The organism is Cognatilysobacter segetis, assembly GCF_004359965.1.
Taxonomy (GTDB): domain Bacteria; phylum Pseudomonadota; class Gammaproteobacteria; order Xanthomonadales; family Xanthomonadaceae; genus Cognatilysobacter; species Cognatilysobacter segetis.
Window position 1 is genome coordinate 1 of the sequence record NZ_SMRQ01000001.1, and the last position, 24,354, is coordinate 24,354.

General features: G+C 70.1%; 24 protein-coding genes and 1 pseudogene. 1 reads left to right on the forward strand and 24 read right to left on the reverse strand.

The window, feature by feature from the left end; genetic code table 11:
• Window positions 1-541: 541 nt before the first annotated feature.
• Window positions 542-1,015 (reverse strand): hypothetical protein, encoded by a 474-nt coding sequence (locus tag E4F61_RS00005; RefSeq protein ID WP_133477289.1) that lies wholly within the window; start codon window positions 1,013-1,015, stop codon window positions 542-544.
• A gap of 599 nt (window positions 1,016-1,614) precedes the next feature.
• On the opposite strand from E4F61_RS00005, the gene E4F61_RS00010 reads away from it, so the two are divergent.
• Window positions 1,615-2,565, forward strand: coding sequence for an integron integrase (locus tag E4F61_RS00010; protein WP_238382739.1), 951 nt, complete (start codon window positions 1,615-1,617; stop codon window positions 2,563-2,565).
• A gap of 24 nt (window positions 2,566-2,589) precedes the next feature.
• Here the strand turns inward: E4F61_RS00010 and E4F61_RS00015 are convergent, their stop codons facing one another.
• The 23 genes and pseudogenes from E4F61_RS00015 to E4F61_RS00125 all read right to left on the reverse strand — a co-directional run bounded on the left by E4F61_RS00015 (window position 2,590) and on the right by E4F61_RS00125 (window position 24,274).
• Window positions 2,590-4,050 carry a sigma-54 dependent transcriptional regulator gene (locus E4F61_RS00015; protein ID WP_133477291.1) on the reverse strand — a complete coding sequence of 487 codons (1,461 nt, stop codon included), beginning with the start codon at window positions 4,048-4,050 and terminating at the stop codon, window positions 2,590-2,592.
• Window positions 4,047-4,442, reverse strand: coding sequence for a response regulator (locus E4F61_RS00020; RefSeq protein ID WP_133477376.1), 396 nt, complete (start codon window positions 4,440-4,442; stop codon window positions 4,047-4,049). Before E4F61_RS00020 ends, E4F61_RS00015 begins: the two co-directional genes overlap by 4 nt.
• A 14-nt stretch (window positions 4,443-4,456) precedes the next feature.
• Entirely contained in the window at window positions 4,457-5,863 is a 1,407-nt protein-coding gene (rpoN, locus tag E4F61_RS00025; protein WP_133477292.1) for an RNA polymerase factor sigma-54, read from the reverse strand.
• 250 nt (window positions 5,864-6,113) lie between these two features.
• Window positions 6,114-6,779 carry a response regulator transcription factor gene (locus tag E4F61_RS00030; RefSeq protein WP_133477293.1) on the reverse strand — a complete coding sequence of 222 codons (666 nt, stop codon included), beginning with the start codon at window positions 6,777-6,779 and terminating at the stop codon, window positions 6,114-6,116.
• A gap of 71 nt (window positions 6,780-6,850) precedes the next feature.
• Complete coding sequence (locus tag E4F61_RS00035; RefSeq protein WP_133477294.1) at window positions 6,851-7,414, reverse strand: PilZ domain-containing protein; 564 nt, start codon at window positions 7,412-7,414, stop codon at window positions 6,851-6,853.
• A complete protein-coding gene (locus E4F61_RS00040; protein ID WP_133477295.1) occupies window positions 7,411-7,704 on the reverse strand; it encodes a hypothetical protein in 294 nt (97 codons plus the stop codon). The genes E4F61_RS00035 and E4F61_RS00040 overlap by 4 nt, the downstream gene beginning before the upstream one ends.
• Window positions 7,701-8,120, reverse strand: a complete 420-nt coding sequence (gene fliS, locus E4F61_RS00045) for a flagellar export chaperone FliS (protein ID WP_133477296.1) — start codon at window positions 8,118-8,120, stop codon at window positions 7,701-7,703. The genes E4F61_RS00040 and fliS overlap by 4 nt, the downstream gene beginning before the upstream one ends.
• Before the next feature lie 20 nt (window positions 8,121-8,140).
• Window positions 8,141-9,472, reverse strand: a complete 1,332-nt coding sequence (fliD, locus tag E4F61_RS00050) for a flagellar filament capping protein FliD (RefSeq protein ID WP_133477297.1) — start codon at window positions 9,470-9,472, stop codon at window positions 8,141-8,143.
• 79 nt (window positions 9,473-9,551) lie between these two features.
• Entirely contained in the window at window positions 9,552-9,866 is a 315-nt protein-coding gene (locus tag E4F61_RS00055; protein ID WP_133477298.1) for a flagellar protein FlaG, read from the reverse strand.
• Window positions 9,867-9,936: 70 nt separating this feature from the next.
• The gene (locus E4F61_RS00060; protein WP_133477299.1) at window positions 9,937-11,145 is read right to left on the reverse strand and encodes a flagellin; all 1,209 of its coding nucleotides are present in this window, start codon (window positions 11,143-11,145) and stop codon (window positions 9,937-9,939) included.
• Window positions 11,146-11,752: 607 nt separating this feature from the next.
• On the reverse strand, window positions 11,753-12,499 hold the full coding sequence (locus E4F61_RS00065; protein ID WP_133477300.1) for a flagellar brake protein: 747 nt from the start codon (window positions 12,497-12,499) through the stop codon (window positions 11,753-11,755).
• 64 nt (window positions 12,500-12,563) lie between these two features.
• Window positions 12,564-13,754, reverse strand: a complete 1,191-nt coding sequence (gene flgL, locus E4F61_RS00070; protein WP_133477301.1) for a flagellar hook-associated protein FlgL — start codon at window positions 13,752-13,754, stop codon at window positions 12,564-12,566.
• Between the two features lie 13 nt (window positions 13,755-13,767).
• Window positions 13,768-15,642, reverse strand: a complete 1,875-nt coding sequence (gene flgK, locus E4F61_RS00075) for a flagellar hook-associated protein FlgK (protein ID WP_133477302.1) — start codon at window positions 15,640-15,642, stop codon at window positions 13,768-13,770.
• Between the two features lie 6 nt (window positions 15,643-15,648).
• Window positions 15,649-16,593, reverse strand: a pseudogene (gene flgJ, locus E4F61_RS00080) (flagellar assembly peptidoglycan hydrolase FlgJ); the annotation flags it as partial.
• A 168-nt stretch (window positions 16,594-16,761) separates the two neighbouring features.
• Window positions 16,762-17,859 carry a flagellar basal body P-ring protein FlgI gene (locus E4F61_RS00085; protein ID WP_133477377.1) on the reverse strand — a complete coding sequence of 366 codons (1,098 nt, stop codon included), beginning with the start codon at window positions 17,857-17,859 and terminating at the stop codon, window positions 16,762-16,764.
• Between the two features lie 115 nt (window positions 17,860-17,974).
• On the reverse strand, window positions 17,975-18,742 hold the full coding sequence (locus tag E4F61_RS00090; RefSeq protein ID WP_238382735.1) for a flagellar basal body L-ring protein FlgH: 768 nt from the start codon (window positions 18,740-18,742) through the stop codon (window positions 17,975-17,977).
• A gap of 9 nt (window positions 18,743-18,751) precedes the next feature.
• Entirely contained in the window at window positions 18,752-19,537 is a 786-nt protein-coding gene (gene flgG, locus E4F61_RS00095; protein ID WP_133477304.1) for a flagellar basal-body rod protein FlgG, read from the reverse strand.
• Window positions 19,538-19,549: 12 nt separating this feature from the next.
• Entirely contained in the window at window positions 19,550-20,296 is a 747-nt protein-coding gene (locus tag E4F61_RS00100; protein WP_133477379.1) for a flagellar basal body rod protein FlgF, read from the reverse strand.
• A 142-nt stretch (window positions 20,297-20,438) separates the two neighbouring features.
• Window positions 20,439-21,659: a flagellar hook protein FlgE gene (gene flgE, locus E4F61_RS00105; protein ID WP_133477305.1), complete on the reverse strand. Its 1,221-nt coding sequence runs from the start codon at window positions 21,657-21,659 to the stop codon at window positions 20,439-20,441.
• Window positions 21,660-21,697: 38 nt separating this feature from the next.
• Complete coding sequence (locus E4F61_RS00110) at window positions 21,698-22,354, reverse strand: flagellar hook assembly protein FlgD (protein WP_133477306.1); 657 nt, start codon at window positions 22,352-22,354, stop codon at window positions 21,698-21,700.
• Window positions 22,355-22,374: 20 nt separating this feature from the next.
• Window positions 22,375-22,782, reverse strand: a complete 408-nt coding sequence (gene flgC, locus E4F61_RS00115) for a flagellar basal body rod protein FlgC (protein ID WP_133477307.1) — start codon at window positions 22,780-22,782, stop codon at window positions 22,375-22,377.
• A 13-nt stretch (window positions 22,783-22,795) separates the two neighbouring features.
• The gene (gene flgB, locus E4F61_RS00120; protein ID WP_133477308.1) at window positions 22,796-23,164 is read right to left on the reverse strand and encodes a flagellar basal body rod protein FlgB; all 369 of its coding nucleotides are present in this window, start codon (window positions 23,162-23,164) and stop codon (window positions 22,796-22,798) included.
• A gap of 168 nt (window positions 23,165-23,332) precedes the next feature.
• Window positions 23,333-24,274 (reverse strand): chemotaxis protein, encoded by a 942-nt coding sequence (locus E4F61_RS00125; RefSeq protein WP_133477309.1) that lies wholly within the window; start codon window positions 24,272-24,274, stop codon window positions 23,333-23,335.
• Window positions 24,275-24,354: the final 80 nt, after the last annotated feature.

The following is a 24,354-nucleotide window of genomic DNA, read 5'->3' on the forward strand; positions in this document are numbered from 1 at the left end:
GCCGCGCCGCGAAGCGGCGTCGGCTTGGGCGAATTGTTAGGCCTCATTTCGAGACCCGCGGCCGGTATACAAACCAATCCGACACCGTGCCCGATTGTATTAGCCGACGCGGCGCCAACGCAGGGCGGCGACGGTGGAAGAACGCTTCTGCGGGCTCTGGCGCGGAACTCGCAGGCTCCCCGGCTGCAGCCGTGAATGCGATGCCGGTGCCCTCTATGCGCCAAGTTCCGGAAAAACGGGCGGGGCCTTGCCCCAAGTGGCCGTGCAACGTGCGTTCGTAGGAGCCATCGGCTCGCAACTCGAGTGTTTCAGCAAATCCGGCATGGCCGTAGTCGTAGACACCCACCAGTTCGGTAGCGGCGAGCGCGCGATCCGGACCATTAACGAGCGACGCGCAGCCGCTAGCTGCCAGTAGCGCCAGGACAAGCAAGACCCTAATGATGGTCCGCATGAGGCCTAACACCTGAGTTAAGCCGCGCCGCAAAGCGGCGTCGGCTTGGACGAATTGTCAGGTTGCACCCCGACGGCTCCGAAGTGCAGCTCATGAAAGGTAGAGGCCGCTTAGAACGAACAGCGCGGCAAGCCACACCGCTACTTCCTCGTCCGACCGCCACGCCCTAGCGATATCCTCGTGGCTCCGCACCGACTCTCCTGCAACCGAGAGCTCGTATACGCTGTAGTAGGTGTCCTTTGAGTATATGGGACCGCTGGCGCTGTTCGGGTCGTACAAGACATGTACGACAGGGCGGTCTCGACGTGACAGGCTGTTTTGAACAAGACCCAGGGCGTTGCCCTTAGATGCATAGTCAAACGCTTTCGGTTCGCCCTCAAGGCGGAACCGGATGCCGTACCTACCGCTCTCTTGCCACGAAACTTTGCCAGACGCAGCCTGCAACTCTGCACGCGGCGGAATACCATCGAATGTGGCCCATGAGTAGAACATGAGGGCGCTCAGCAAGAAGCTAAGCGCGGCAAAAACTGCGTTCTTTACTCTTGTAGGCTTGCCGAAGTACATGCTGTGCAACCTAACACCGATCCGATTCTTGAAGCGCCACGGTAACGCCTCAGGCTAGCAACGTTGCACCACATTCCGTACCTGCATCGGCCGCCACAGTATCGCTCGCTGCCCCACCGCTGTTACCACCACGAGGCCCCTAGTAACCCGGTTGTGAGTCCATGCAGCACGGGCAAGGCGGCGGATCGGATTCAGAGGAATCCGACGGCCAGCCAGCAGAAGTGCCGACTGCCGTCTTCGGCGACGACGGATAGGTTGGCCACTCCTGAGAACTTCAAGAGTTATCACGTATGGACGCGTGGCGAATGCTTTACCGCGGCCTCGGTCGCAGGCTCGGATTGCAGGTGCGAGAGGACCGTCACGACCGCTACGGTCAGCGCGGGCCGGTCGATCGTGGACGCTCGCGCGGCGCGGTGTCCGGAACCCAGCTACCGCGACCGAACCCGCTGCCCAGAAATCCAGGTCGAGACCCGCGACGGACGGAGCAGGAACCTGCTTCTCGTCGGCGAGGTTCTGCGCCGCCCATCCATTGGCTGGGCGATCCGTACGAGCCTTCCGACGAGCACGGTGGCGCGACCTCGCCGCCGGCCGGCAAACGGCTGCTCGAGCTGGTTCGCGAACGCGTGCGGCTTCGGCATTACAGCCTTCGAACGGAGCGTGCGTACGTGAGCTGGGTGCGCCGGTTCGTCATCGCGAACGGTCGAAGGCATCCACGGGAGCTCGGTGGCGCCGAGGTCGAACGGTTCCTCACCGACCTCGCGGCGCGCGATGACGTCGCCTCGGGCACGCAGAACCAAGCGCTGGCGGCGCTGCTGTTCCTGTATCGCGAGGTGCTGGGTCTGAAGCTGCCCTGGATGCAGGACGTCGTACGCGCGAAGCGGCCGCGGCGTCTTCCGGTGGTGCTGTCGCGCGGGGAGGTCGATCGCCTGTTGGGTGCGATGGACGGTACGACGCGCCTCATGGCCTCGCTGCTGTACGGCACGGGCATGCGACTGATGGAATGCACGCGCTTACGGATCAAGGACGTCGACTTCGAGCGCAACGAGATCGTAGTGCGCGAGGGAAAGGGCGACAAGGACCGCCGCGTGCCCTTGCCGCGCACCTTGCGCCAGGACCTGGAGCGCGCGATCGAGCGTGCATGCGTCCTGCATCGCCATGACCTTGCGGACGGCCTGGGGGAGTTCCACCTTCCACACGCGCTTGCGAAGAAGTACCCGACCGCTGCGCGCGAAACCGGATGGCAGTACGTGTTCCCGTCGGCTCAGCGTTCTGTCGATCCACGCACCGCACGCATGCGACGACACCACGTGGACGACAGCTCGCTGCAGCGTGCCGTGAAGCGGGCGCGCGTGCTCGCGGGCATTGCGAAGCCCGCGACCTGCCACACCCTGCGCCATTCGTTCGCGACGCATCTGCTGGAAGCGGGGCAGGACATCCGCACCGTCCAGGAGCTGCTCGGGCACAAGGATCTCGGCACGACGCAGATCTACACGCATGTGCTCGGGCGAGGCGCCGGTGCGGTGCTGAGTCCGCTGGATCGGCAGGCCTAGCAAGCGGCATTTCGCGCTACGCCGTCAGTCGCTGTCGCGGTCGATTCCGTACTTGCGCAGCTTCTCCACGAGCGTCGTGCGGCGCAGGCCCAGTAGCGGCGCGGCGTGCGCGACGACGCCATTGGCCTGCTGAAGCGCCGCCTGGATGAGTTCCAGCTCGAGGCCGGCGATGTGGCTCTTGAGATCGAGCCCTTCCGGCGGCAGCGTCGCGCGCGGGGAAAGCGTCGCCGCATCCGCCACCGGCGCCGTGGCGTCCGCGCTGGCAGGCGGGGCCTGCACCGGCGCAGGGGGCACGGTCTCGCGCGCGGGCGGTTCCACGGGCATTTCGGCGACGCCGGCGCGGTAGCGCGCGGGAAGGTCGCCCGCACGCACCTGCGAATCGGGGTGCAGCACGGCCAGGCGCTCGAGCAGGTTGTGCAGCTCGCGCACGTTGCCCGGCCAGTGGTAGTGCTTGAGCACGTTGACCGCCTCGCCCGTCAGCGAGACCCGCCCGCGGCCGCTGTCGGCCAGCTGGCGCGTGATCGCCGAAATCAGTTCCGGCAGGTCCTCGCTGCGCTCGCGCAGGGCGGGCATCTCGATCGGGAACACGTTGAGGCGATAGAACAGGTCCTCGCGGAAGCCGCCCTTGGCGATCTGGTCCTCGAGGTTGCGATGCGTCGCCGCGACCACGCGCACGTTGCAGCTGTACACCTGCGTGCCGCCCACGCGCTCGAAGGTCCGCTCCTGCAGCACGCGCAGCAGCTTGACCTGCATCGCCATCGGCATGTCGCCGACCTCGTCGAGCAGCAGCGTGCCACCCTCGGCCATCTCGAACCGGCCCTTGCGCTGGGTCAACGCGCCGGTGAACGCGCCCTTCTCGTGGCCGAAGAGTTCGCTTTCCAGCAGGTCGGGCGGGATCGCGCCGCAGTTGATCGCGACGAACGGTTTGCCCGCGCGCTTGCTGCGCTCGTGGATCGTCCGCGCGACGACTTCCTTGCCGGTGCCCGACTCGCCGAGGATCAGCACCGTCGTGTCGAAACCGGCGACCTGGTCGATCATTCGGTTCAGGCGCGTCACCGCCTCCGAGCTGCCGGTCGGGCCGACGCTCTGCTTTTCCTGGCGCTCCTCCGCGTCGATGCGCTTGAGGCTCGCGCGACGCAGCGCTTCCTGCAGCTGCGTGCGGCGGATCGGCATGTCCAGGGGCCAGACCGAATCGGGATGCACAAGCGCGCGCCACGTGGCGCGTTCCTCATGGCCCGGCAGCACCATCAGCGGCGGATGCAGCGGCTGGCGCGACAGCCAGTCGACGAATTTCAGCCACGCGTCGGGTTCGCCGACGTCGCCGACCACGAGCGCGACCCAGTCGCTGGCCGTCGCGCGCGTGAGGTCTAGGTCCGCGGCGTCGGCGACGAGCCGCGGGGTGAAGTCCATGAATTCCAGCAGGGTGGCGAGGCGCTCGGCGCGCGCCATGTCGCCATCCAGGACCAGAATGCGGGACTCGCTCATTCGGCGGCTCCGGCCTCCACGTTCCGGCCCGCGAGCTTCTCCAGCAGCGGCATGACGTCGTGGATGTAGGAGAGCTTGCTGACGAACGCATCGGCGCCCGCACGCAGCGCATGTTCGCGGTGCTCGGCATCGTCGAAATGGCTGGCGATGACGACGTAGGGCGGGGCGTCCTGCGCCTTGATCAGCCGGGTGGCCTGCAGCCCGCCCATCTCGGGCATGGCGAGGTCCATCAGCACGACGTCCGGACGCAGCGCTTCGCACTGCGCGATCGCCTCGATGCCGTTGCCGGCCGAGCCGACGATGTTGACCCAGTCGAGTCGGCGGAGGTGTCGCACGGCGGCGTTGATGAAGCCTTCGTGGTCGTCGACCAGCAGCACGCTAAGCATTCGGATCTCCTCCTTCCCCGTCATCGCGCGATGGCCGCCGCGGGCCGCTGGCGCGCCCGGGCGGGGGCGATGTCCAGCTGGTCGCGATACTTTGCCACCGTACGCCGCGCGATGCGTATTCCCTGCCGGGCCAGCAGGCCGGCGATCGTCTCGTCGGCCAGCGGGGCGTGCGGCGGCTCCGCGTCGATCAGGCGCTTGACCATCGCCTTGACCGCCGCGCCGGACACCTCGGCCCCCTCCAGCCGCACCGCGAACAGGCGCTTGAGCTCGAACGTGCCGCGCGGGGTCTGGATGTACTTGCCGGTGGTGATGCGCGACACCGTGGACTCGTGCATGCCGATCGCGTCCGCGACCTCGCGCAGGGTGAGCGGCGCGGTCGCCTCCTCGCCCTGTTCAAGAAAGGCCTGCTGGCGCTCGACCAGCACCTGCGTGGTGCGCATCAGCGTGTCGTTTCGCATGGCGATGCCGCGGACCAGCCAGCGCGCCTCGTCCAGCAGCCCGCGCAGCGCGCTCACGTCGCCGGGCGCGCGCGACAGGCCGGCCTCGCAGTGCGGCGAGATGCGCACCTTCGGCAGCGTGCGGCCGTTGAGCGAGACGCGCCACACGCCGCCGAGCTTGCGCACCACGACGTCCGGGACGATGTGGTCGTCGCCCTGGGACGGCGCGTCCGGCACAGGGCAGGCGTCGAGCGAGAGGATCAGCGCGACGGCGCGGTCGGCGGCCTCGATGCTGCAGTCGAGCGCGGCGGCCAATGCGCGGCCGTCGTGGCGGGCGAGGGTGGCGAGATGCTCGCGGACGATGCGGCGCGCCAGCGCCAGGCCTTCGCAATCGGGCAGGCGGTCGAGCTGCGCGCCGAGGCATTCGGCGGCGTCGACGGCGCACAGTCCCGCCCAGTCGCCATGCAGCAGGCGCTGGCGGACGATCTCCAGCGTGCGCGCGTCGACGCCGAGCTCGGCCACGCCGTCCGCCGTCAGCACGGCCCGCTCCCCCTCGAGCAGGCCGGTGTCGGCGGTGCGGTCGAGCCACCAGGCCGCGAGCGCGAGGTCGGCGGCCTTCCAGTCCAGGCGCAGCTCGTCGAGCAGGCGCAGGCGCCAGTCGCTGGACACCCCGTCCGCGATGCGCTGCGTGGCGTCGTCATCCCCCACGGTGACGCCGCCGCTGGTGCCGCCCAGGAACTGCGGATCCGGGAGCTCGTCCCAGGCTGCCGCCTCGCAGGCCGCCTCGTCCGCCGCGGCGTCGTGCGTGTCCGCATCCGTTTCGCCGGCCTCGTCCCCCTCGTCGAGCTCCAGCATCGGATTGCGGTCGAGCGCCTGGCGCAGCTCCATCTCCAGCTGCGGCGCCGTGAGCTGCAGCAGGCGGATGGACTGCAGCAACTGCGGCGTCAGGTTGAGCGACTGCGACATCTGCGCGCGGACCGACGCCTTCATTGAGCCTCCCCCTGACCGTTTGTTAGTGCGGCATGAATCCTGCAAGCCATCCTGCAGGATGCGTGCCAAGGTCCGGATCAGGGCGATCCCGACAGGCACGCGACAGGGATATCAGGGCGGTCGGGGGTCCCCCGACGACGGCGCTCACAGTTCCGACCGATTCTGCGGATCGGTCCGAAGAACAGCGGGGCGCGCGGTCGGGTACCTGAACACCGGCCAAGCCCGGCCACGGCACATGCGAGCGGTCGGCTCAGGGCTCCGCGGGCCTCGGCGGGGCGGCCGCGACGACCCGCCCGCTCCACTGCACGGCCGCGCGGACCAGCTCGGTCGCGTTGCGGCAGCCCAGCGCATCCATCAGTCGCGCACGGTGCGTTTCGACGGTCTTGACGCTGATGCCGAGGTCGGCGGCGATCTGCTTCGTCGTGCGTCCCGCGCCGAGCGCGGCGAGGATCTCGCGCTGCCGCGGCGGCAGGCTCGACGGATCGGCGGTGCGCCGCATGCGTGCGCCCGCGTCGGCGAGCATCGCGCCGGACACCTGCGGGCTCAGGAACATGCGCCCGGAGCACGCCGCGCGCAGTGCGATCTCGAGTTCCGCCGGCGCCGCTTCCTTCACCACGAAGCCCCGCGCGCCACGCGCGAGCGCCTCGCGGACGTGCCCGGTGTCGTCGTGCATGGACATGATCACGACCGCGACGCCGGGGTTCGTGCGGCGCAGGTCGTCGAGCGCGTCGAAGCCGTTGCGGCCGGGCATCGACAGATCGAGCAGCACGACGTCCGGCTGCGACGCCTGCGCGCGCGCCACCGCTTCATCCGCACTCGATGCTTCGGCGACCACCTCTATGTCGTCGAAGGTTTCGACGAGCCGGCGCAGCCCCGCGCGGATCAGGTTGTGGTCGTCGCAGATCAGGACGCGCACGCGGCGAAGGCCCGGTCGGAAGTCGTCCGCACCTTAGCCGAGCGACGGTAGTGCGCCAAGCCGCAACGCGCTCAGCGCTGGCGGCGACGCTCGGCGACGGCGCGGCGATGCAACCGGAACAGATGGCGTTCGAGCAGCGCCTCGAGCGCCGCGGGAAGCGGATCGAAGCGGAGCCAGGCGCGGCGGCCGTCGCCGACCGATTCGACCGCCAGCACGTGCGCGGGCAGCACCAGTGCCTCGGGCAGCGTGTCCGACGGCTGCAAGCGCAGCGCGACCGCGTCGCCCGGCGAAGGCACCGGAGCGTCGTCGAGTTCGAGCATCGCGCCGCGCGCCGACCAGTGCAGCGCGCGCACGGGATCGACCGGCTGGTCACGCTGCAGCAGCGCGCCCACCATGCCGACCAGCAGGTCCACCTTCGACTCCAGCCGGCGCAGCGCGGGGTCGCCATCGGTCGACTCAGGCTCGTCGCCCCGTGCCTCGTCGAGCAGCGCGAGTGCGCGCATCAGCGTCTCGGCCCGCGCGAGCGCGGCGCGCTGGCGGGCCTCGGGCAACGGCGCCAGCAGGGCGAGCGGTCGCGTGTCCTCGCTGGCGATCGACTCGCCGAACAGCGATTCGCGCGCGACCTCGACGCTCATCCGGCGTCCTGCAAGTAAGCGTTCACCGCGCGGCGGTCGCGGCCCATGCGATCGAGCGCGCGTGCCGCGTCGTCGCGGGCATTGCGCAACTCCTCGATCAGGCCGCGCTGGGCGGCGAGCAGCTCGAGCCACGCCTGGCGGCAGCCCTTCTCGGCCTCGGAGCCGGTGTCGAAGGAGGCGCGGAGCTGCGCCTCGTGCGTGGCGAGCAGCGCGTTGGCGCCGTCGAAATCGCCGGCGGCGATGCAGGTGCGGATGGCCGCGACCGGCAGTGCCGGCACCTCGACGGTCACGCGCCGGCTCCCGCCATGCGCGCGGTTTCGGCCGGGCCCGGCGCGATCGCCGCCCATGCCGACTGGATGTCGCCGATCAGCCCGTCGCATTCGTGCAGGGCCGCGGTGTCGTTGTGGATGTTCGCGTCGAGCAGGCGCCGCTGCACGTAGTCGTAAAGGGCGGACAGGTTCTGTGCGATCTCGCCGCCAGCCTCCATGTTCAGCGAGCCGTCGAGGTGGCCGACGATCGTCGACGCCTCGGTGATCGCCTGGCCCTTGCGCGCGACGTTGCCGGCATCGATGCACGCGGCCGCCAGCTGCAGGCGCTCGCGAAGGCCGGCGAACATCAGCGCGACGAGGCGATGCGGATCGGCATCGAGCACCGCGCTGGAAACGGCGGTCTGGCGGTACTGGCTGGCGTAGGCGTGGATGCTCATGGCGATGCTCGGAAATTCGATCAGGAGGACGACAGCGAGGCCAGCTGCTGCGACAGGTAGGAGCTGGTGCTCTGCAGCCGGGTCACCATCGCATCGAGTGCGGAGAACTGCGTGCGGTACTGCGCGGTGAGCCGTTCGATGCGTACCTCGTAGTTATCGCGCTGCCGACCCAGATCCTTGAGCCTTTTGTTGAGTGATTCGGTGCGCGAATCGAGCATGCTGCCGCTGCCGACGTAGGACGACATCGCGCCGCGAAGCGTCTTGCCGAGCGTACCGTTGCTGCCGAGCAGGCGATCGATCGCCGCGGGATCGGCGGCGATGGCGGTGTCGAACTTCGTGCCGTCCAGGCTCAACGAGCCGTCCACCGCGGTCTTGAAACCCAGTTTCGCGAGCTCGCCGTAGCTGGCCGCGACGGTGGAGCGCAGGCCCTGCATGATCGACCGCGGCGCGGAATCGCCGACGAGCGTGCCGGAGGCCTTGCCGCCCGCGCCGACCGCGCTCTGCGCGCGCATCTGCGACAGCGCCGTGTTGTAGCTGCTGACGAACGTGAGCAGTTGCGCCTTGAGCGTGCTGGAGTCGTTCGCGACGTCGAGCTTGAACGTCGTCCCGGGCGCGGCCTTGGTGAGCGTGAGCGTCACCCCGTCCAGGCCGTCGGCGATGCTGTTCGAGCTCGAGGTGCGCGTGACGCCGTCGATGACCACCTTCGCGTCGACCGGCTGCGACACCTCGGTCATCGTGCCGCCACTGCTGGCGAGCGCCGCGAGGCCACCGTCGCCGCCGCTGGTGGTGACCGTGAGCCGACCCGCGGTGCCCGTGGCCGTGGCGGCAAGCGTGAGTACGTCGCCGTCGTCGCCGTGCACGATCGTCGCGCTCACGCCCTTGCCGGACAGCGCGCGATTGATGGCGTCGCCGATCTTCGCGAGCGTGCCGCCGCCCGGCGGAATGTCGACGTCGACCGCCGTGCCGCTGCCGACCTGCACGCTGATGCGGCCGTAGCCCAGCTGCGTCGACGCGCCCAGCGGCGCGGACTGCAGCTTGTGCGCCGTCGCCAGGCGTTCGACGCTGATCGAGTAGCTACCGATGCGCGCCTTGGTGCCCGCGCTGGCGGCGTAGCCGGCATCCGGTGCGACGGTCGCCTTGCGGCCGGGCAGGGCGCCTTCGCCGTCGAAGCGCTTGAGCGAGCCGTCGAGGCCCGACAGCGCGCTCGTGATCTGCCCGAACGCCGAGATCTGCGCCTGCGTCGTGGTCTGGATCTTGTTGAAGCGGGTATCGGTCGGCGCGCGTTCGGCGGCCACCAGCTGGCTGACGAGCGTGTTGACGTCGATCATCGAACCGCCTGAGATCGTGGCCATGCATCCTCCGGACAGCCGCGGCGCGGCGCTTTCCCGGGGACGTTATCGACCGGCTTGCGTGCGGCTTGAGCCGCGTCGTTCAGGTACGGATGTCGAGCAGCGCGCCGGTGGCGGCGAGGCGCCGCGCGATGGCGAGCGCGGTTTCGCTCGGGATCTGAAGGATCAGCGCGCCGGAATGGTCCAGCACCGCCACGACGATGCGGCCGGCGTCACGATCGACGCGGAAGCGCAGCGAGGTGTCGCTGTCGGCGATGGCCTCGTCGAGCTGCTGCTGCAGGCGCTCGGGCGTGGACGGCGGCGCGGGTGCGGGCGTGGGGCCCTGAAACGACGAAACCCCGGCGGCGGGCGTCGAGGCGGCGGGCATTGCGGGTTTGACGGATGCGATGTCGGTCATCGTCGTTCATCCGGAAGCACCCGGGACGCGGCGGACCGCGTCCCGGGCGGGGTTTCCTACGCTGCTTGGATCAGCGCAGGAGGCTCAGCACACCCTGCGTCGCCTGGTTGGCCTGCGCGAGCATCGCGGTGCCGGCCTGCTGCAGGATCTGCGTGCGCGAGAGCTCCGCGGTCTCCTTGGCGTAGTCGGCGTCGCGGATGCGGCTGCGCGAGGCGGTCAGGTTCTCGGACGTCGTGTTGAGGTTCGAGATGACCGACTGGAAGCGGTTCTGCACCGCACCGAGGTCGGCGCGGGCGCCGTTGACCGACTTCAGCGCCGCGTCCATGGCGAGGATCGCGTTGTCGGCGCCGTCGACCGTCGAGATGTCGAGGGTCGAGAAACCCGTCTGGGCCGAGCCGGCGGTCGTCGTGGTCGCGGTCGTACCCGTGCCGGCCGTGCTGCCGAAGGTGAGGCCAAGGGCCGCTTCGGTGGCCGCCTGGTTGCCCGACGCGCCACCGATCACGAGGTTCTGCGCGGTGGTCGAGCTCAGGTCGAGCTTGATCTGGCCGCCGTTGTCAGACGCGGTGACGCCGGTCGAAGACGTTTTGGCGTTGATCGCGGCGATGACGCCACTGTTGTCGGTACCGGCGGCGATGGCACCGATGTCGACGCCGTTGATGGTCAAGTCGCCGGCCGCGATGCCTGCAAACGCACTGAAGTCCGCGCCCGTACCCGACGCCGAACCGGCGTACGTCGTGGTCGTGGTCGTGGTCGCCTTCGACGTCCACGAACCCAGCTGGTCGATGTTCGCATCGGTGATCGACGCGACGGTGATCGTCTCGCCCTGGTTCGCACCGACCTGGAAGGCCTGCGCGGTGAACGAGCCGTCGAGCAGCTTGGTGCCGTTGAAGGTGGTCGTGTTCGCGACGCGGTCGATTTCCGACTTCAGCTGCGAGACTTCCTTCTGCAGCGCGTCACGGTCGTCCTGCGAGTTCGTGGCGTTGCGCGACTGCACGGCCAGCTCGCGGATGCGCTGCAGGTTGTTGCCGATCTCGCCGAGGGCGCCTTCGGCGGTCTGCGCGAGCGAGATGCCGTCGTTGGCGTTGCGCGAGGCCTGGTTCATGCCGCGGATCTGCGTGGTGAAACGCTCGGAGATCGCGAGGCCGGCGGCGTCGTCCTTGGCGCTGTTGATGCGCAGGCCCGACGAGAGGCGCTGGATGCTGGTGGCGAGCGAGGCGCTGTTCGTCGACAGGTTGCGCTGCGCGTTCAGCGACATCACGTTGGTATTGATGACGGACATTTGCTTGTCTCCTGGTAGAGGATCCGGCGGGGCGGCGAAAGCCTTTCGAGCCGGTTTCTGCAGGGTTCGGCGGGATTGCCTTCGCCGCTGCTGTGAGGAGTAACGGCACTGCCGTGGCGCCCTTTAGGCCGCTTGCATGCGTCAAGGACTTTTTTGCGGGAACGTGATGAAGGTCGCGCTGGCCGTGCACGCGCGGTCGGCGCGGCCAGGGAAAACTTTAGCGGCGCTTGCGCAGCGCTCGGCGCGCGGAAGCACGAGGCAGCCAACCGTTCGCGTGCGCGAATATGTGCAGGCGTCAGGCGTCACGCCTGAAGGCCGAGGTGTCGACAGTCGCTCTTCGACAGCCTGCCAAGCGTCCGGCCCGGAGGGCGGCGCACATCGATGTGCGTCGCATGCACCCGAGGCAGGATGCCGAGTGTGCATGCGGCGCCCGACCGTTCCGGTCGCGAGCGTTGCTCGAACTCGGGAACGGCACCTTCGTTTGGTGACTTTTTCTTTGTGCCAGCAAAGAAAAGTGACTCGGGCGCGTAAGCGCACGAAACGCTTTGGCTTCAGAAATTCGCGAGCAGACAAAGGACTGCAGCTGCGACGAACGAAGAAGCGGTTCTCAGAATTCCCGCATCTTCGCCATATGCAGGCGATCCAGCTGCATCACGTACCGCAGCAGTCGCGCCTGGTCGCCCACCGTCAGGTCGACGAAGCTGCAGCCCGCGCGCCAGACGCGCCGGCCGTGCTGGTCGACCTTCTGTGCATGCTGCACGCGCAGGGTGACCGTCATCGGCTCCTGGTCGGGCAGCTCCAGCGTGACGTCGGGAAACAGGTCGCCGGACTTGAGGTCGAGCGAGCTGTCGTCGCTGGTGAGCACGGCCAGGCCACCGCCGCCGATGTCCGCGATGCCGGCGCGGATGGTGCGGCGCGCGCCGCCGTCGGCATGGGTCGGCAGCAGGCAGGAGATCGTGCCGAGTGGCTCGCGGCGCACGTACTCGCGACGCTGCAGGTGCATCACCTTCACTGGCAGTGGGACTTCGAGCGCGGGCAGGCCGTCGTGGCTGGCCTCGCGTGCGGCGCCGGTGGCGAAGCGGACGGTGATCCGGTCGATCGAACTCTCGAAGCGCAGGCGGTCCGCGGCGAGCAGCTGCGCGGTGAGCGCGGCATCGCGCGGCACGTCGATCCACAGGCTGCCGGGCCCGACCGCCAGCGCGACGCTGACGGCGTTCTCGGTGCCGGCGGCGTGCACCAGCAGCACGCAGTGCTTCTCGACGAGCTGCTTCAGGCAGCCGCGGATGTCGGCCGGGTGGTGGAGCATGTACTTCTCGTACATGCCGTCGCCCTCGGCGGTGCGCGCCTCGGTCATGCGTGTGCGTCCGGAAGGGCGGCCGGGCGTCGCCGCGTTGTCGGGGTCTGCATGCGTCCGGACTTTACAGCTTGTCGAACAGGGACAGCGACTGTACCCGGACCACGGTCTTCTGCGCAGCCTCGATGGCCGTCAGCTGCAGGCTCAGGCGGCTCGCGGCCTCCGCCATGTCGACGTCGCGCAGGCCCGAGAGCGTGGCCTTGAGGGTCACGGTCGACTCGGCGCGGTCGTCGGCCGACTGGTCGATGGAGGCGAGCCGCGAGCCCGTGGAGGCACGCACGCCGACGAAGTGCTCCTGCGCCGAGGCGATGTCCGACAGCGACCCCGCCAGCGCGTTCGCGAGCGTGGCCTTCTGCGTCGGCGTGGTGGCCGGGGCCTCGAGCGCGTCGGCGAGCGACTGCAGCGTGGCGAACACGTCGCGACGCGGGGAGGGCTGCAGCGCGAAGCTGTCGCCCGCAGCGGGCGATCCGGTCAGGCGCGTCTGCACGCCAGCGATGTCGACGGCGTCGCCCGGGGCATACGTGCCGCTGCCCACGACCGTCGTGCCGTCCATCACCCGCCAGTCCGTGGGCGAGGTGAATTCGAGGGTGAGGTTGCGGCCGGCCCAGGCGGCCGAATCGGTGACGCGCGTGGACTGCATCACGCCGGTGCCGGTGTTGGCGCTGCCCGGCGTGCCACGGATCACGCCGTCGCCGGTGGCGACGCGCATGAAGATGTCGCTGCCGGGATCGGTGTCGGCCACCGCCAGTCCCGGCGCGACGTCCACGCGGTTGCGGCCGTCGTCGCCGTTGTAGGCGACCACGCCGCCGGCCTGCGAGAACGGCGTCACGCCGTCGCGCTGGCCCGCGAACAGCGCACGGCCGTTGCCGTCGCCGCGGTTCGCGACGTCGAGCAGGCTCGCGCGCAGGTGGCGGATCTCGGCGGCGATGATCTTGCGATCCTCGGCCGAGATCGTGCCGGTGTTCGCCTGCACGGTGAGTTCGCGCGCGCGGTCGAGGTAGTCGGTAGCGTCGCTGAGCGCGGCTTCCTGCGCTTCCAGGCGACCCTGCAGCAGGCCCGCGCTCTTGCCGTATTCCGCGAGGCGCCCCAGCGCGTGGTCCAGGCGCTGCGCCTGCGCGGCCCCGGCGGGATCGTCCGCCGCGCGCGCGAGCTTGTTGCCGGTGGTGAGCTGCTGCTGCGTCTTCGCGGCGTCGGTCTCGCGGCGCATGAGCGACGCGAGACCCTGCTGGTACAGCCCGGCGGTGGAGATGCGCATGGGTCCTCCGGCCTCAGCGACGCACGGCGCCGAGCAGGGTCTGGAACATCGAGTCCGCCGTCGCGATCACCTGCGCGGCGGCCTGGTAGGCCTGCTGGTAGCGCAGCATGTCGGCGGCTTCCTCGTCGAGGTTCACGCCCGACACCGAATCGCGCTCGGCGACGACCTGGTCGTGCAGCACCTGCTGCGCGTCCAGGTTCATCTGCGCGTGCTGCGATTCGGCGCCGACGCGCGCGGTGATGCGGCTCAGGCCGGTGGTGATGTCGGTGGTACCGCCGTCGAGCACCGACTTCGCGTCCAGCGCCGCGATCTGCCGCGCATTGCCGTTGTCGGTGGAGCGCGCGGGCGTGCGCGAGAGCGTGAACCCGTCGCCCGCGCCCGGCGTGCCTTCCAGCGTCATCGACCAGCCGTTGCCCGCGATCGTCGCGCCCGGCGCGTACGCGATCGGCGCGCCGCCATCGATGGTGTAGCTGTTGGCGTCGATGAATTCGACGGTCGCGGTGGTGAACGAGGCGAACTGCGTCGCATCGGTGACCTGCAGCGCGCCCGGCTTGGCATTGCCGAGGTTGGCGGGATCGACCTGCGCGCGCAGCGGCGCGGCGGCGGCGATCCGGTTGCCGTCGCGCTGCACCAGCGCGATGCCGGCGGCGGCCTCGGACGTCGGACGCAGCAGGAAGCGATCGCCGTTGGCGGGCGCGCCAGCGGCCACCAGCGACACGCCCTCGACCACGAACGGGTCGGCCGCCGTGCCGGTGCCGGTCATCGCGAGCGGCTCGCCGCTACCGGCGCGCACCGCGCTCCACGTGCCGCCCGCGTAGCGCATCTCGATGTCCGGGCCCTTGAGCGCGGACACGTCGGCGATCGACGCGGTGAACGTGGCCGTGCCGGTGTTCGCGGCGTGGCCGTCGATGCGCGGTGCCGGAATGGCGAAGAGGTCGGTGCCCGCGGCGCCCGTGTAGTCGACGCCCGCGCGGTTCTGCGCGTTCATCGTCGACGCGAAGGCCGTGGCCATGCGGCCGAGGTCGGCGCGCGCCGGGTCGAGCACGCGCTCGCGGAATTCCATGAGCCCGCCGACCTCGCCCGACAGTGCGCCCGACGGCAGCTTTACCGGGCCGGCCGGCGTGTCGAGCGAGAGCACCTTGCGATCGAGGCGGTACGGGTCGGGCGCGAGCGTCAGTTTCCCGGCGCGCGTGCCGACTACCAGCGCTTGGCCGCCACTGAAAACGTTGAGCGAGCCGTCGTCCTGCGGCACCACCTGCGCGCCCGTCAGGCCGGCGAGCTTCTGGATGCGCAGGTCGCGCTGGTCCATCAGGTCGGGGCTGGCGTTGCTGCCCGACGACGCGATCTGCTGGTTGAGCTTGGCGATCTCGCCGGCGAGCTGGTTGGCGGTGTCGACCGTCGCGGCGAGGCGCTGGTCGGCCTCGCTGCCCATCGCCACGAGCTGCGAGTCGACGCTGCGGAATCGCGCGGCCAGCTGGTCGGCGGAGTCGAGCATCGCCTGGCGCGCGATCGCGGAGCCGGGCTCGGCCACCACGCCCTGCGCGGCACTGAAGAACGAGGCGAACGGCTTGGCGAGGCCGGTCGCGGTATTGCTGAGCAGGCCGTCGAGGCGGTCGGCATAGGCACCGAGCTGCGTCAGCCGGCCGAGCTCGCCGCTGCTGTCGACCTGCCGCGCGAAGTTCAGGCCGTCGGCCAAGCGCTGCAGCTGCTGCACCGCGACGCCCTGGCCGACGTAGCCCACGCCGGTGTTCTGGCCCGGCCGTGCGGCGAGGTCGACGCGCTGGCGCGAATAACCTTCCGTGTTGACGTTCGCGACGTTGTGGCTGACGGTGCCGAGCGCCCGCTGGAAGGCGAGCAGGGCGGACGAGCCGGTCGAAAGCACGCTCATCGCTTAGGAACTCCCGAGCGCGGCGAGCGCGCGGCGCATGGTCGCGCCGTTGGCGATCGCGGTGATCTTGTTGGCGTAGGACGGATCGGTGGCGTAGCCCGCGTGCTGCAGCGCCGACGCGAAGCGGTGGGCGTCCTCGCCGGTGCCGCGCGCCTGCGCATAGCGGTTGCCGCCGAGCAGGCGTGCGTAATCGGCGAAGCTGTCGGCGGGCGAGGCGTAGGCGCGGAAGCTGGCGCGCGCGCTCTGGCGCACGCCGTTGACGAATTCATGCGTGGCCGACGCGATCCGGTCGCCCGACCAGCTGCCACCGGCCTTGATGCCGAACAGGTTGTGCGACACGTTGCCGTTGCCGCCGACGAGCCGCCGTCCCCAACCCGTCTCCAGCGCCGCCTGCGCGACCAGCGCCATTGCCGACACGCCCAGTTCCTGCGCGACCTTCTTCGCATGCGGCCAGAGCGACTTCACGAACGCCTCCGGGCTGCTGCAGTCCATCGGCGTGAGCGGGCCGCAGGCCTCGGGGCCGGGCGCGGCGGCGACGGGCGTCGCGGCGGGCGCCGGCATCGGCGACAGCGGGGCCATCGACACGCCGCTGCTCGACGGCGCGAGCGTCAGCGGCGCACCCAGCTTCATCGGCGCGACGCCCGACGGCTGCGCGAGCGGAATGAAGGTGCCGGGTCGCGACAGCGGAAGCGGGCCGAGCGCCGGCGCGGGTGCGGCCGACTGCCCGGTGCTGCGCTCGAGCTGACGCATGATCATCGGGGCGAGGCCCAGCCCGCGGCCCTTGGTCAGCTCCTTGGCGAGCTGGCTGTCGTACATCTCGCGGTACGTGGTGTCCCCGCCGGCGAGCGGGTCGCCGCCGGTGGTGCCGCGCATGGATTTGATCAGCATGCTCGCGAACTGGGTCTCCAGCTCGTGGGCCGCCTTTTCCATGGCGGGGCGCGACGTCGATTTCGTCGCGGCGTGGTCCAGGGCGATGGCGGTCTGCAGGCGCATGGCGGTCACGTTGCAAGCGGCGTGCCCGGGGCGGGGCGGGTCAGCGGCGGCGATCCATCGGCGGGCGTGTCCAGTCGGCTATCGGCCGGCGCGGCGGTGGCTTGACCGGCGCGCCGATCGGCGGCGTCAGATCACCTCGAGTTCGGCGCGCAGCGCCCCGGCGCGCTTGAGCGCTTCCAGGATCGCCACGATGTCGCCCGGCGCGGCGCCGACGGCGTTGACGGCGCGCACGATCGCGTCGAGCGAAGTGCCGCCGTCGAACTTGAACATGCGGCCGCCGGTCTGGCTGGCCTGGATCGTGGTCTGCGGCACGACCACCGTGTCGCCGCGGCCGAAAGTGTTGGGTTGGCTGACCTGCGCGTTCTCGGTGATCGACACCGTGAGCGAGCCGTGCGACACCGCCGCCGGCAGCACGCTCACGTTGCCGCCCATCACTACGGTGCCGGTGCGGGAGTTGACGATGACTTTCGCGGCCGACTCGCCGGGCGAGACATCGAGCGATTCGAGCTGCGCGAGGAAGGCGACGCGATCCATCGTCGGCGGCGCGATCTCGATGGTGACGCCGTCGAGCGCGCGTGCATGGCCGGGGCCGAAGCTGCGGTCGATGGCCGAGACGATGCGCGCGGCGGTGGTGAAGTCGGATTCGTGCAGGTTCAGCGTGACGTTGCCGCCCTGCGGATTGCCGGGCACCGCGCGCTCGACGATCGCGCCGTTCGGGATCGTGCCGGCGTTCGTCGCGTTGACCTGGATGCGCGAGCCGTCCTTGCCGCCGGCGCCGAAGCCGCTGATCACCAGCGAGCCCTGCGCGACCGCGTACACCTGGCCGTCGGCGCCCTTGAGCGGTGCCATCAGCAGCGTGCCGCCGCGCAGCGAGCCGGCGTTGCCGATCGACGACACGGTGACATCGATGTTCTGGCCCGGCTTCGCGTACGGCGGGAGCTCGGCGCTGATCGCCACGGCCGCCACGTTCTTGAGCTGCGGGTTCACGCCCGGCGGAATGGTGACGCCGAGCTGGTCGAGCATCGACTTGAGCGACTGCACGGTGAACTGCGTCTGCGAGGTGCGGTCGCCCGAGCCGTCGAGGCCCACGACGAGTCCGTAGCCCACCAGCGGGTTGCCGCGCACGCCGGCGACCTGTGCGAGATCCTTGATGCGCTCGGCATGCGCCGGCGCGCCGACCATCAACAGCGCGACGATCGCGCAGATCGACTGCACGAACGTCATCGCGGCCGGGTGGCGCCGCGCGCGCTCGACGCCGAATTCGGCATCGCGCGTGGCGTCGAGCTCGAAGGAAGCGCGCACGGGGCGGCGGCGTTGGAAGAAGGTCATCGTCGCGGCCTCAGTACGGCATCAGCGCGGAGTTGAAGAAGCGGCCGAGCCAGCCCATCGCGTTGCTGCGCGCGATCGTGCCGCGACCGCCGTAGACGATCTTCGCGTCGGCGACGCGCTCGGAGCTGATGGTGTTGTCGGCGGCGATGTCGGAGGTGCGCACGATGCCCTGCACCTGCACCACTTCGTCGCCCTGGTTCAGGCGCAGCTTCTTCTCGCCGGACACGAGCAGGTTGCCGTTGCCGAGGTCCTGCACGACGGTGACCGACACCGTTCCGTCGAGCGAGTTGCTCTGCTTGGTGTCGCCGCTGCCGGTGAAGCCGCGCTTGCCGTCGATGCCCACCTGCAGGATGTTCTTGCCCTTGTAGGTGACCGACTGGCCGGCGATCGTCGGCGCCGCGAGGTCGATGCTCGACTGCTTGTTGACGGCCGTGGACGCCTTGGTCGACGCGGTCGTCGTTTCCACCAGGATGATCGTCAGGATGTCGCCGACCTCGCGCGCCTTGTTGTCCTGGAACAGCCGCATGGTGTGCGTGCCGGTCGCGGCCGCGCCGCCGTAGATCGAGCCGCCGCCGTTGCCCGCGTTGCTCGCCAGCGCCACCGGCTGCAGCACCGGCGCCTGCGACTGCGCGCGCAGCGCGGCCTGCGCGGCCATCTGCGCATGGACCTGCGCGGGCGTCGGCACGGTCGTGTCCTGCTTGAAGGTGCGCACGTCGCCCATGGCGGTGGCGCAGCCGGAAACCGACACGAGTACGCAGAGCAGGGCGAGCGTCTTCATCGCGATGCCTTACAGGTTCTGGTTGAGGTAGCCGAGCATGTTGTCGACGGTGGAGATCGCCTTCGCGTTGGTTTCGTACGCGCGCTGCGTCTCGATCATCGACACCAGCTCTTCCACCACGTTGACGTTCGAGCCTTCAACCGAGCCCTGGATCAGCGTGCCCAGGCCGCTCGTGCCCGGCGTGCCCTGCTGCGCGGGGCCGCTGGCACCGGTTTCGGCGTAGAGGTTCTCGCCCTTGGCCTGCAGGCCCGCGGGATTGACGAAGTCGACCAGCGTGAGCGAGCCGACCTGCACCGCATCGGCCTGACCGGGCACCTGCGCGGTGACCGTACCGTCGGCGCCGATGGTCACGCTCTGCGTGCCCTGCGGCAGCTGCAGACCGGGCTGCACCGGGTAACCGGAATTGGTGACCATCTCGCCCTGCGAGTTGATCTGGAACGAGCCGTCGCGCGTGTAGGCCGACGTGCCGTCGGGCATCAGCACCTCGAAGAAGCCGCGGCCGTTCACCGCGACATCGAGCGCATTGCCGGTATTGGAAAGATTGCCCTGCGAGAAGTTCTTCGCGGTGGCCGCCACGCGCACGCCGGTGCCGATCTGCAGGCCGGTCGGCAGCTGCGTCTGCTCGGACGTGGAACCGCCGGGCTGGCGCACGGTCTGGTAGAGCAGGTCCTCGAAGTTCGCGCGGTCGCGCTTGAAGCCGGCCGTGTTCACGTTCGCGAGGTTGTTGGAGATGACCGACATGCGCGTCTGCTGCGCGTCGAGGCCGGTCTTGGCGATCCACAGTGCCTGGGTCATGACGGGTTCCGGTTACTTCGAGGAAAGCAGCGAATTGCCGCTGCGGGCGTTCTCGTCACCGCTCTGCAAGAGGCGTACCTGCGTCTCGAACTGGCGGCTGTACTGGATCATCGAGACCAGCATGTCGGTGGGGTTGACGTTGCTGCCTTCGACCGCGCCGCTGACCAGCGCGGGCCCGGCCGCCTGCGGCGGCTCATCGGCGCCCGGCTTCGCGCGCATCAGGCCGTCGTCGCCGCGCACGAGATCCGCCGTGCGCGCCTCCACCACCTTGATGCGGCCCGACTCGGTGATCGTCGACGCCGGTTGCCCCTGCGGCACGATCGAGATCGTGCCGTCGCCGGCGATGGTGAGCGTCTGGTACGGCGGGATCGACAGCGGGGCACCGCCGGCGTCGAGCACGGGCAGGCCGCCGGCGGTCGTGAGCAGGCCGTTCGCGGTGAGCTTGAGATCGCCCGCGCGGGTATAGGCGGTGGTGCCGTCGGGCGCCTGCACCGCGAGCCAGCGGTCCTGGTGCAGCGCGACGTCGAGTTCGTTGCCGGTGTTGATCAGCTGGCCGGCCGCGGCGCTGACGCCCGCCATCGTCGGCGCGGCCGCCACGCGCGAGGACAGCCCGTCGCCGAGTACCGGCACCGCCTTGGTCGCCACCAGCTGCTGCTGGAAGCCGACGGTGTCGGCATTGGCGAGGTTCTGCGCCACGCTCGCCTGCGCGCGCAGCGAGGCGCTGGCGCCGGTCATGGCGATGTAGAGCGACTTGTCGATCATCGGGAGAACCCGCTGCGGGCGGCCATCGGGCCGATGCGAGAGCTAGGCAAGAGCCGTTCCAGCCGCCCCGCACGCCAAAAAAAAATCGGCCGCCGCCCGAAGGCGACGACCGACTCACCCCTCCCACAGGATGTCTCGATCAGCGGATGTTGATCACCGTCTGGGTGATCTGGTCCTGCGTGGTGATCATCTGGGCATTGGCCTGGAAGTTGCGCTGCGCCGTGATCATGTTCACCAGCTGCTCGGTGAGGTCGACGTTCGACGACTCGAGCGCGCCGCCCTGCACGTTGCCGAACTCCGAGGAACCGGCGAAGCCGCGCAGCGGCTGGCCCGATTCGGCGGTCTCGGCCCAGGCGTTGTCGCCCAGCGGCTGCAGGCCCTGCGGATTGGCGAAGTTGGTCAGCACCACCTGGCCCAGCGGCGTGGACACGCCGTTGGTGTAGCGCGCCTGCACGATGCCTTCGGACGAGACTTCGATGCCGGTCAGGCGGCCCGTCGTATGGCCGTCCTGCGTCAGGCCGGAGACGCTGAAGCCGCTGCCGAACTGGGTGGAGTTCGAGACGTCGAGCGTGATGTCGATCGGCGCGGCGCCGGTGGTCGGCGTGTACGGCGGCAGCGTGATGCGGCCCGGCGACGGCGAGGTCAGCGCGCCCATGTTGGAGTACTGCAGCGTCTGCGCGGTGCCCACCGCGGTGCCGTCGACGAACGTGTTGACCTGCCACTCGTTCGGATTCGCCGTCTTGACGAAGTACATCGACTGGCTGTGCGGCGCGCCGAGCGAGTCGTAGACGGTGAGCGACGTGGTGTAGTTGTACGACGTCGGGTCGGTCGCGCTGAACGGCGTGGTGGCCGGTGCGACCGCGTTGCCCGGCAGGTTCGCGCCGACGCCCACGCTCGAGGTGGCCTGCGGCGCGGAATCGCCGGACGCCAGCTGCAGGTCGCTCACGCGGCCGGTGTCGAAGCCGGTGCCGCTGGCGCTTGGCAGGTAGACCTGCAGGCGCTGGCCCGACGGATTGACGACGTAGCCGTCCTTGTCGGTGCCGAAGTTGCCGGCGCGCGAATACACGAACGAGCCGCCGTCGGAAAGGGTGAAGAAGCCCTTGCCGTTGATGGCGAGGTCGAGCGCCTTGCCCGTGTTCTCGACGATGCCCTGCGAGAACTGCTGCGCCACGCGCTGCAGCCGCACGCCGGCGCCGATGGTGTTCTTGGACAGGCCGTAGGCCGACGTCGGATACACGTCGGCGAACTCGGCGCGCGACTGCTTGAAGCCCGTCGTGTTCGAGTTGGCGATGTTGTTCGACGTGACGTTGAGGTCGGACTGGGCCGCGTTCATGCCGCTCAGCGAAATGCGGAAGCTCATGGATTCACTCCTGGGATGCGTGCGACGTGTTCAGTGGATCAGCCGATGCGCCGCACGGCCGAAAGCGGTTGCGGGCCGACGCCGTGCAGGTTCAGCACCAGGCCGGAGGCTTCGATGGAGACGCTGTCGATGTGCGCGGCGATGCGCGTGGACAGCGCCTGCGTCGCGTTGCCGCTGCCGGTGGTCGCGCGGATCGAGTACGTGCCGGCCGGCGCGGTGCGGCCGTCGGCCGTCTTGCCGTCCCAGCCCCAGGCGACGCTGCCGGCGCCCGGCGCTTCCACCGGCACGCGATCGACCACCTGGCCCGCGGCATCGACGATCTCGATGGTGATCGTGCCGGCGGCGGTCGCGACGACCTCGCCGTTCATGCCGGTGCCCGCGTCGAGCTGCACGGTGCCGGTATCGACCAGCGCGTCGCGGCCGACGAGCGACGCCGCGCGCAGCGTCTGGTCGGATTCCATCACGTTCGCCACCGCGCCCAGCGCGTCCTGCATGCCGCTGATGCCCTGCACGGTGGAGAACTGCGCGAGCTGGCCGAGGACCTGCGAGCCTTCCAGCGGCTTGAGCGGATCCTGGTTCTTGAGCTGCTCGGTCATCAGGCGCAGGAAATCGGCCTGGCCGAGTTCCTTCTTCTTCGTCGCCGAGCCGACGGCGTACTGCGAAAGCGCGTCGGTGGCGGAACCCACAGTGGTCATGTCGGGAATCCTCTACGGCCTCAGCGGCCGAGGTTGAGCGTGGCGACCGCGAGTTCCTTGGCGGTGTTGAAGACCTCGACGTTCGCCTGGTAGCTGCGCGAGGCGGAAATCATGTCGACCATCTGCGCGACCGGATCGATGTCCGGCGCGTAGACGTAGCCTTTCTCGTCGGCCAGCGGATTGCCCGGCTCGTAGCGCTTGAGCGGCGCGGCGGTCGATTCGGTGACCGTCTGCACCTGCACGCCGGCGAGCGACGGATCGCCCTCCACCGCGGTCGCCTGGAACACCGGCATGCGCGCGCGAAAGGTGTCCTCGGCCTTGCCCGACACCGAGTCGGCATTGGCGAGGTTGGAGGCGACGGTCGACAGGCGGACCTGCTGCGCGGTCATCGCGCTGCCGGCCACGTCGAAGATGGGCAGGTTGCTCATGGTCTATGCGGCCTCACTGCCCGGTGATCGCGGTGAGCATCGTGCGCACCTTGGATTCGACGAAATTGAGCGAGGCGCGGTACTCGAGCGAGGCCTGCGCGAACGCGGCCTTCGCGCGCTCGGCGTCGACGGTGTTGCCGTCGAGGCTGGGCTGGCTGGAGGGCGCGTCGAAACGGGCGGCCTGCGCGGCGGCGTCGAGCGGATCGGCGCCGGCACCCGCGGCCGGCGCGAGCGCAGCGTTCAGCGCCTTGGCGAAGTCCATGTCCTGCGCGCGGAAGCCGGGGGTGTCGGCGTTCGCGATGTTCGCCGACAGCAGCTGCAGCCGCTGCTCGCGCAGGGCGAGGGCGGTGCCGTGGATCCCGAGGAACGATTCGGTGGACATGGGGCCCCTCCGAGGGGCGGGAGTGTCGGAGGGGGCAGGCAAGGGGTGTGCCAGCGGGCGCGGGGCGCGGCCGACGGGCGTCCGCCGGGCACGAGGCGCCGCCGCGAGGGCCGGGGGAGGCCCGGTGCTCAGGGGAAGCCGCGCCGCCGCGATGGGCGGCCGGGCGCGCTAGGCGGCGCGCTGCCGCTGCAGGGCGTGGACGCGCGCCTCGATCCGGCTCGCCAGCTCGCGCTCGGAGTACTTCGGCACGAAGTCGTCGGCGCCCACGCGCTCCACCATCGCGTGGTTGAACACGCCCGACAGCGAGGTGTGCAGCAGCACGTGCAGGCCGCGCAGGGCGGGCGAGCGCCGGATTTCCGTCGTCAGCGTGTAGCCGTCCATCGCGGGCATCTCGATGTCGGAAATGACCATGGCGTAGCGCTGCGTGGGCGACTGGCCGCCCTCGGCGAGCTGCTGCAGGTGCTCGAGCGCCTGGCGGCCGTCCGACAGCAGCGTCGCGCCCAGGCCGAGCTGGTCGAGCAGCTGGCGGATCTGGTTGCGGGCGACGCGCGAGTCGTCCACCACCAGCACCTCGCGCGGCAGGTCCGCGGCGATGTCGAGGCGCTGCACGCCGCCCATCTCGCTGGCGCGCGGCGAGGACTCGGCGAGCACGCTTTCGACGTCCAGCAGCTGGATCAGCTCGCCGTGGAAGCGCGTCACGCCGGTGAGGTAATGGCATTCGCCGCCGAGGTCCGGCGGCGGCTGGATGTCCTCGACCGCGATGTTGACGATGCGTTCGACCCCGGCGACCAGGAAGCCCTGCACGGTCCGGTTGAACTCGGTCACGACGAGGTAGGGCGGCTCGGGACTGCCCGCCGGCGAGGCGTGCCCGACCGCGCGCGCGAGGTCCAGCACTGGGACCGTGCGGCCGCGCACGTCGGCGGCGCCGGCGAAGGCGGGCGGCAGCTGGGGCAGGGTGAACAGCGGCGGGCGCGGGATCACCTCCTGCACCTTGAACACGTTCACGCCAAAAAGCTGACGCGAGCCCAGCCGGAACAGCAGGAGCGCCAGCCGGGTGTGGCCGGCCAGGCGCGTGCGTTGGTCGATGCGGTCGAGAAGGTCGCGGCTCATGCCCGCGTTGTCGGCGGGTGGCGTCGGTTCCTTGAGCCGCCGCGACCGTGCAGCGTTGCCGCGCCGGCACGGCGATTGCT

Excerpts from the sequence above, each read along its gene's own strand:
- E4F61_RS00005 (WP_133477289.1), bottom strand. The coding sequence starts at position 1,015 with ATGTACTTCGGCAAGCCTACAAGAGTAAAGAACGCAGTTTTTGCCGCG.
- E4F61_RS00015 (WP_133477291.1), bottom strand. The coding sequence starts at position 4,050 with ATGAGCGAGTCCCGCATTCTGGTCCTGGATGGCGACATGGCGCGCGCC.
- rpoN (WP_133477292.1), bottom strand. The coding sequence starts at position 5,863 with ATGAAGGCGTCGGTCCGCGCGCAGATGTCGCAGTCGCTCAACCTGACG.
- E4F61_RS00035 (WP_133477294.1), bottom strand. The coding sequence starts at position 7,414 with ATGAGCGTCGAGGTCGCGCGCGAATCGCTGTTCGGCGAGTCGATCGCC.
- fliS (WP_133477296.1), bottom strand. The coding sequence starts at position 8,120 with ATGAGCATCCACGCCTACGCCAGCCAGTACCGCCAGACCGCCGTTTCC.
- fliD (WP_133477297.1), bottom strand. The coding sequence starts at position 9,472 with ATGGCCACGATCTCAGGCGGTTCGATGATCGACGTCAACACGCTCGTC.
- E4F61_RS00055 (WP_133477298.1), bottom strand. The coding sequence starts at position 9,866 with ATGACCGACATCGCATCCGTCAAACCCGCAATGCCCGCCGCCTCGACG.
- E4F61_RS00060 (WP_133477299.1), bottom strand. The coding sequence starts at position 11,145 with ATGTCCGTCATCAATACCAACGTGATGTCGCTGAACGCGCAGCGCAAC.
- E4F61_RS00065 (WP_133477300.1), bottom strand. The coding sequence starts at position 12,499 with ATGACCGAGGCGCGCACCGCCGAGGGCGACGGCATGTACGAGAAGTAC.
- flgL (WP_133477301.1), bottom strand. The coding sequence starts at position 13,754 with ATGCGCATCTCCACCGCCGGGCTGTACCAGCAGGGTCTCGCGTCGCTC.
- flgK (WP_133477302.1), bottom strand. The coding sequence starts at position 15,642 with ATGAGCGTGCTTTCGACCGGCTCGTCCGCCCTGCTCGCCTTCCAGCGG.
- E4F61_RS00085 (WP_133477377.1), bottom strand. The coding sequence starts at position 17,859 with ATGACGTTCGTGCAGTCGATCTGCGCGATCGTCGCGCTGTTGATGGTC.
- E4F61_RS00090 (WP_238382735.1), bottom strand. The coding sequence starts at position 18,742 with ATGAAGACGCTCGCCCTGCTCTGCGTACTCGTGTCGGTTTCCGGCTGC.
- flgG (WP_133477304.1), bottom strand. The coding sequence starts at position 19,537 with ATGACCCAGGCACTGTGGATCGCCAAGACCGGCCTCGACGCGCAGCAG.
- flgE (WP_133477305.1), bottom strand. The coding sequence starts at position 21,659 with ATGAGCTTCCGCATTTCGCTGAGCGGCATGAACGCGGCCCAGTCCGAC.
- E4F61_RS00110 (WP_133477306.1), bottom strand. The coding sequence starts at position 22,354 with ATGACCACTGTGGGTTCCGCCACCGACGCGCTTTCGCAGTACGCCGTC.
- flgC (WP_133477307.1), bottom strand. The coding sequence starts at position 22,782 with ATGAGCAACCTGCCCATCTTCGACGTGGCCGGCAGCGCGATGACCGCG.
- flgB (WP_133477308.1), bottom strand. The coding sequence starts at position 23,164 with ATGTCCACCGAATCGTTCCTCGGGATCCACGGCACCGCCCTCGCCCTG.
- E4F61_RS00125 (WP_133477309.1), bottom strand. The coding sequence starts at position 24,274 with ATGAGCCGCGACCTTCTCGACCGCATCGACCAACGCACGCGCCTGGCC.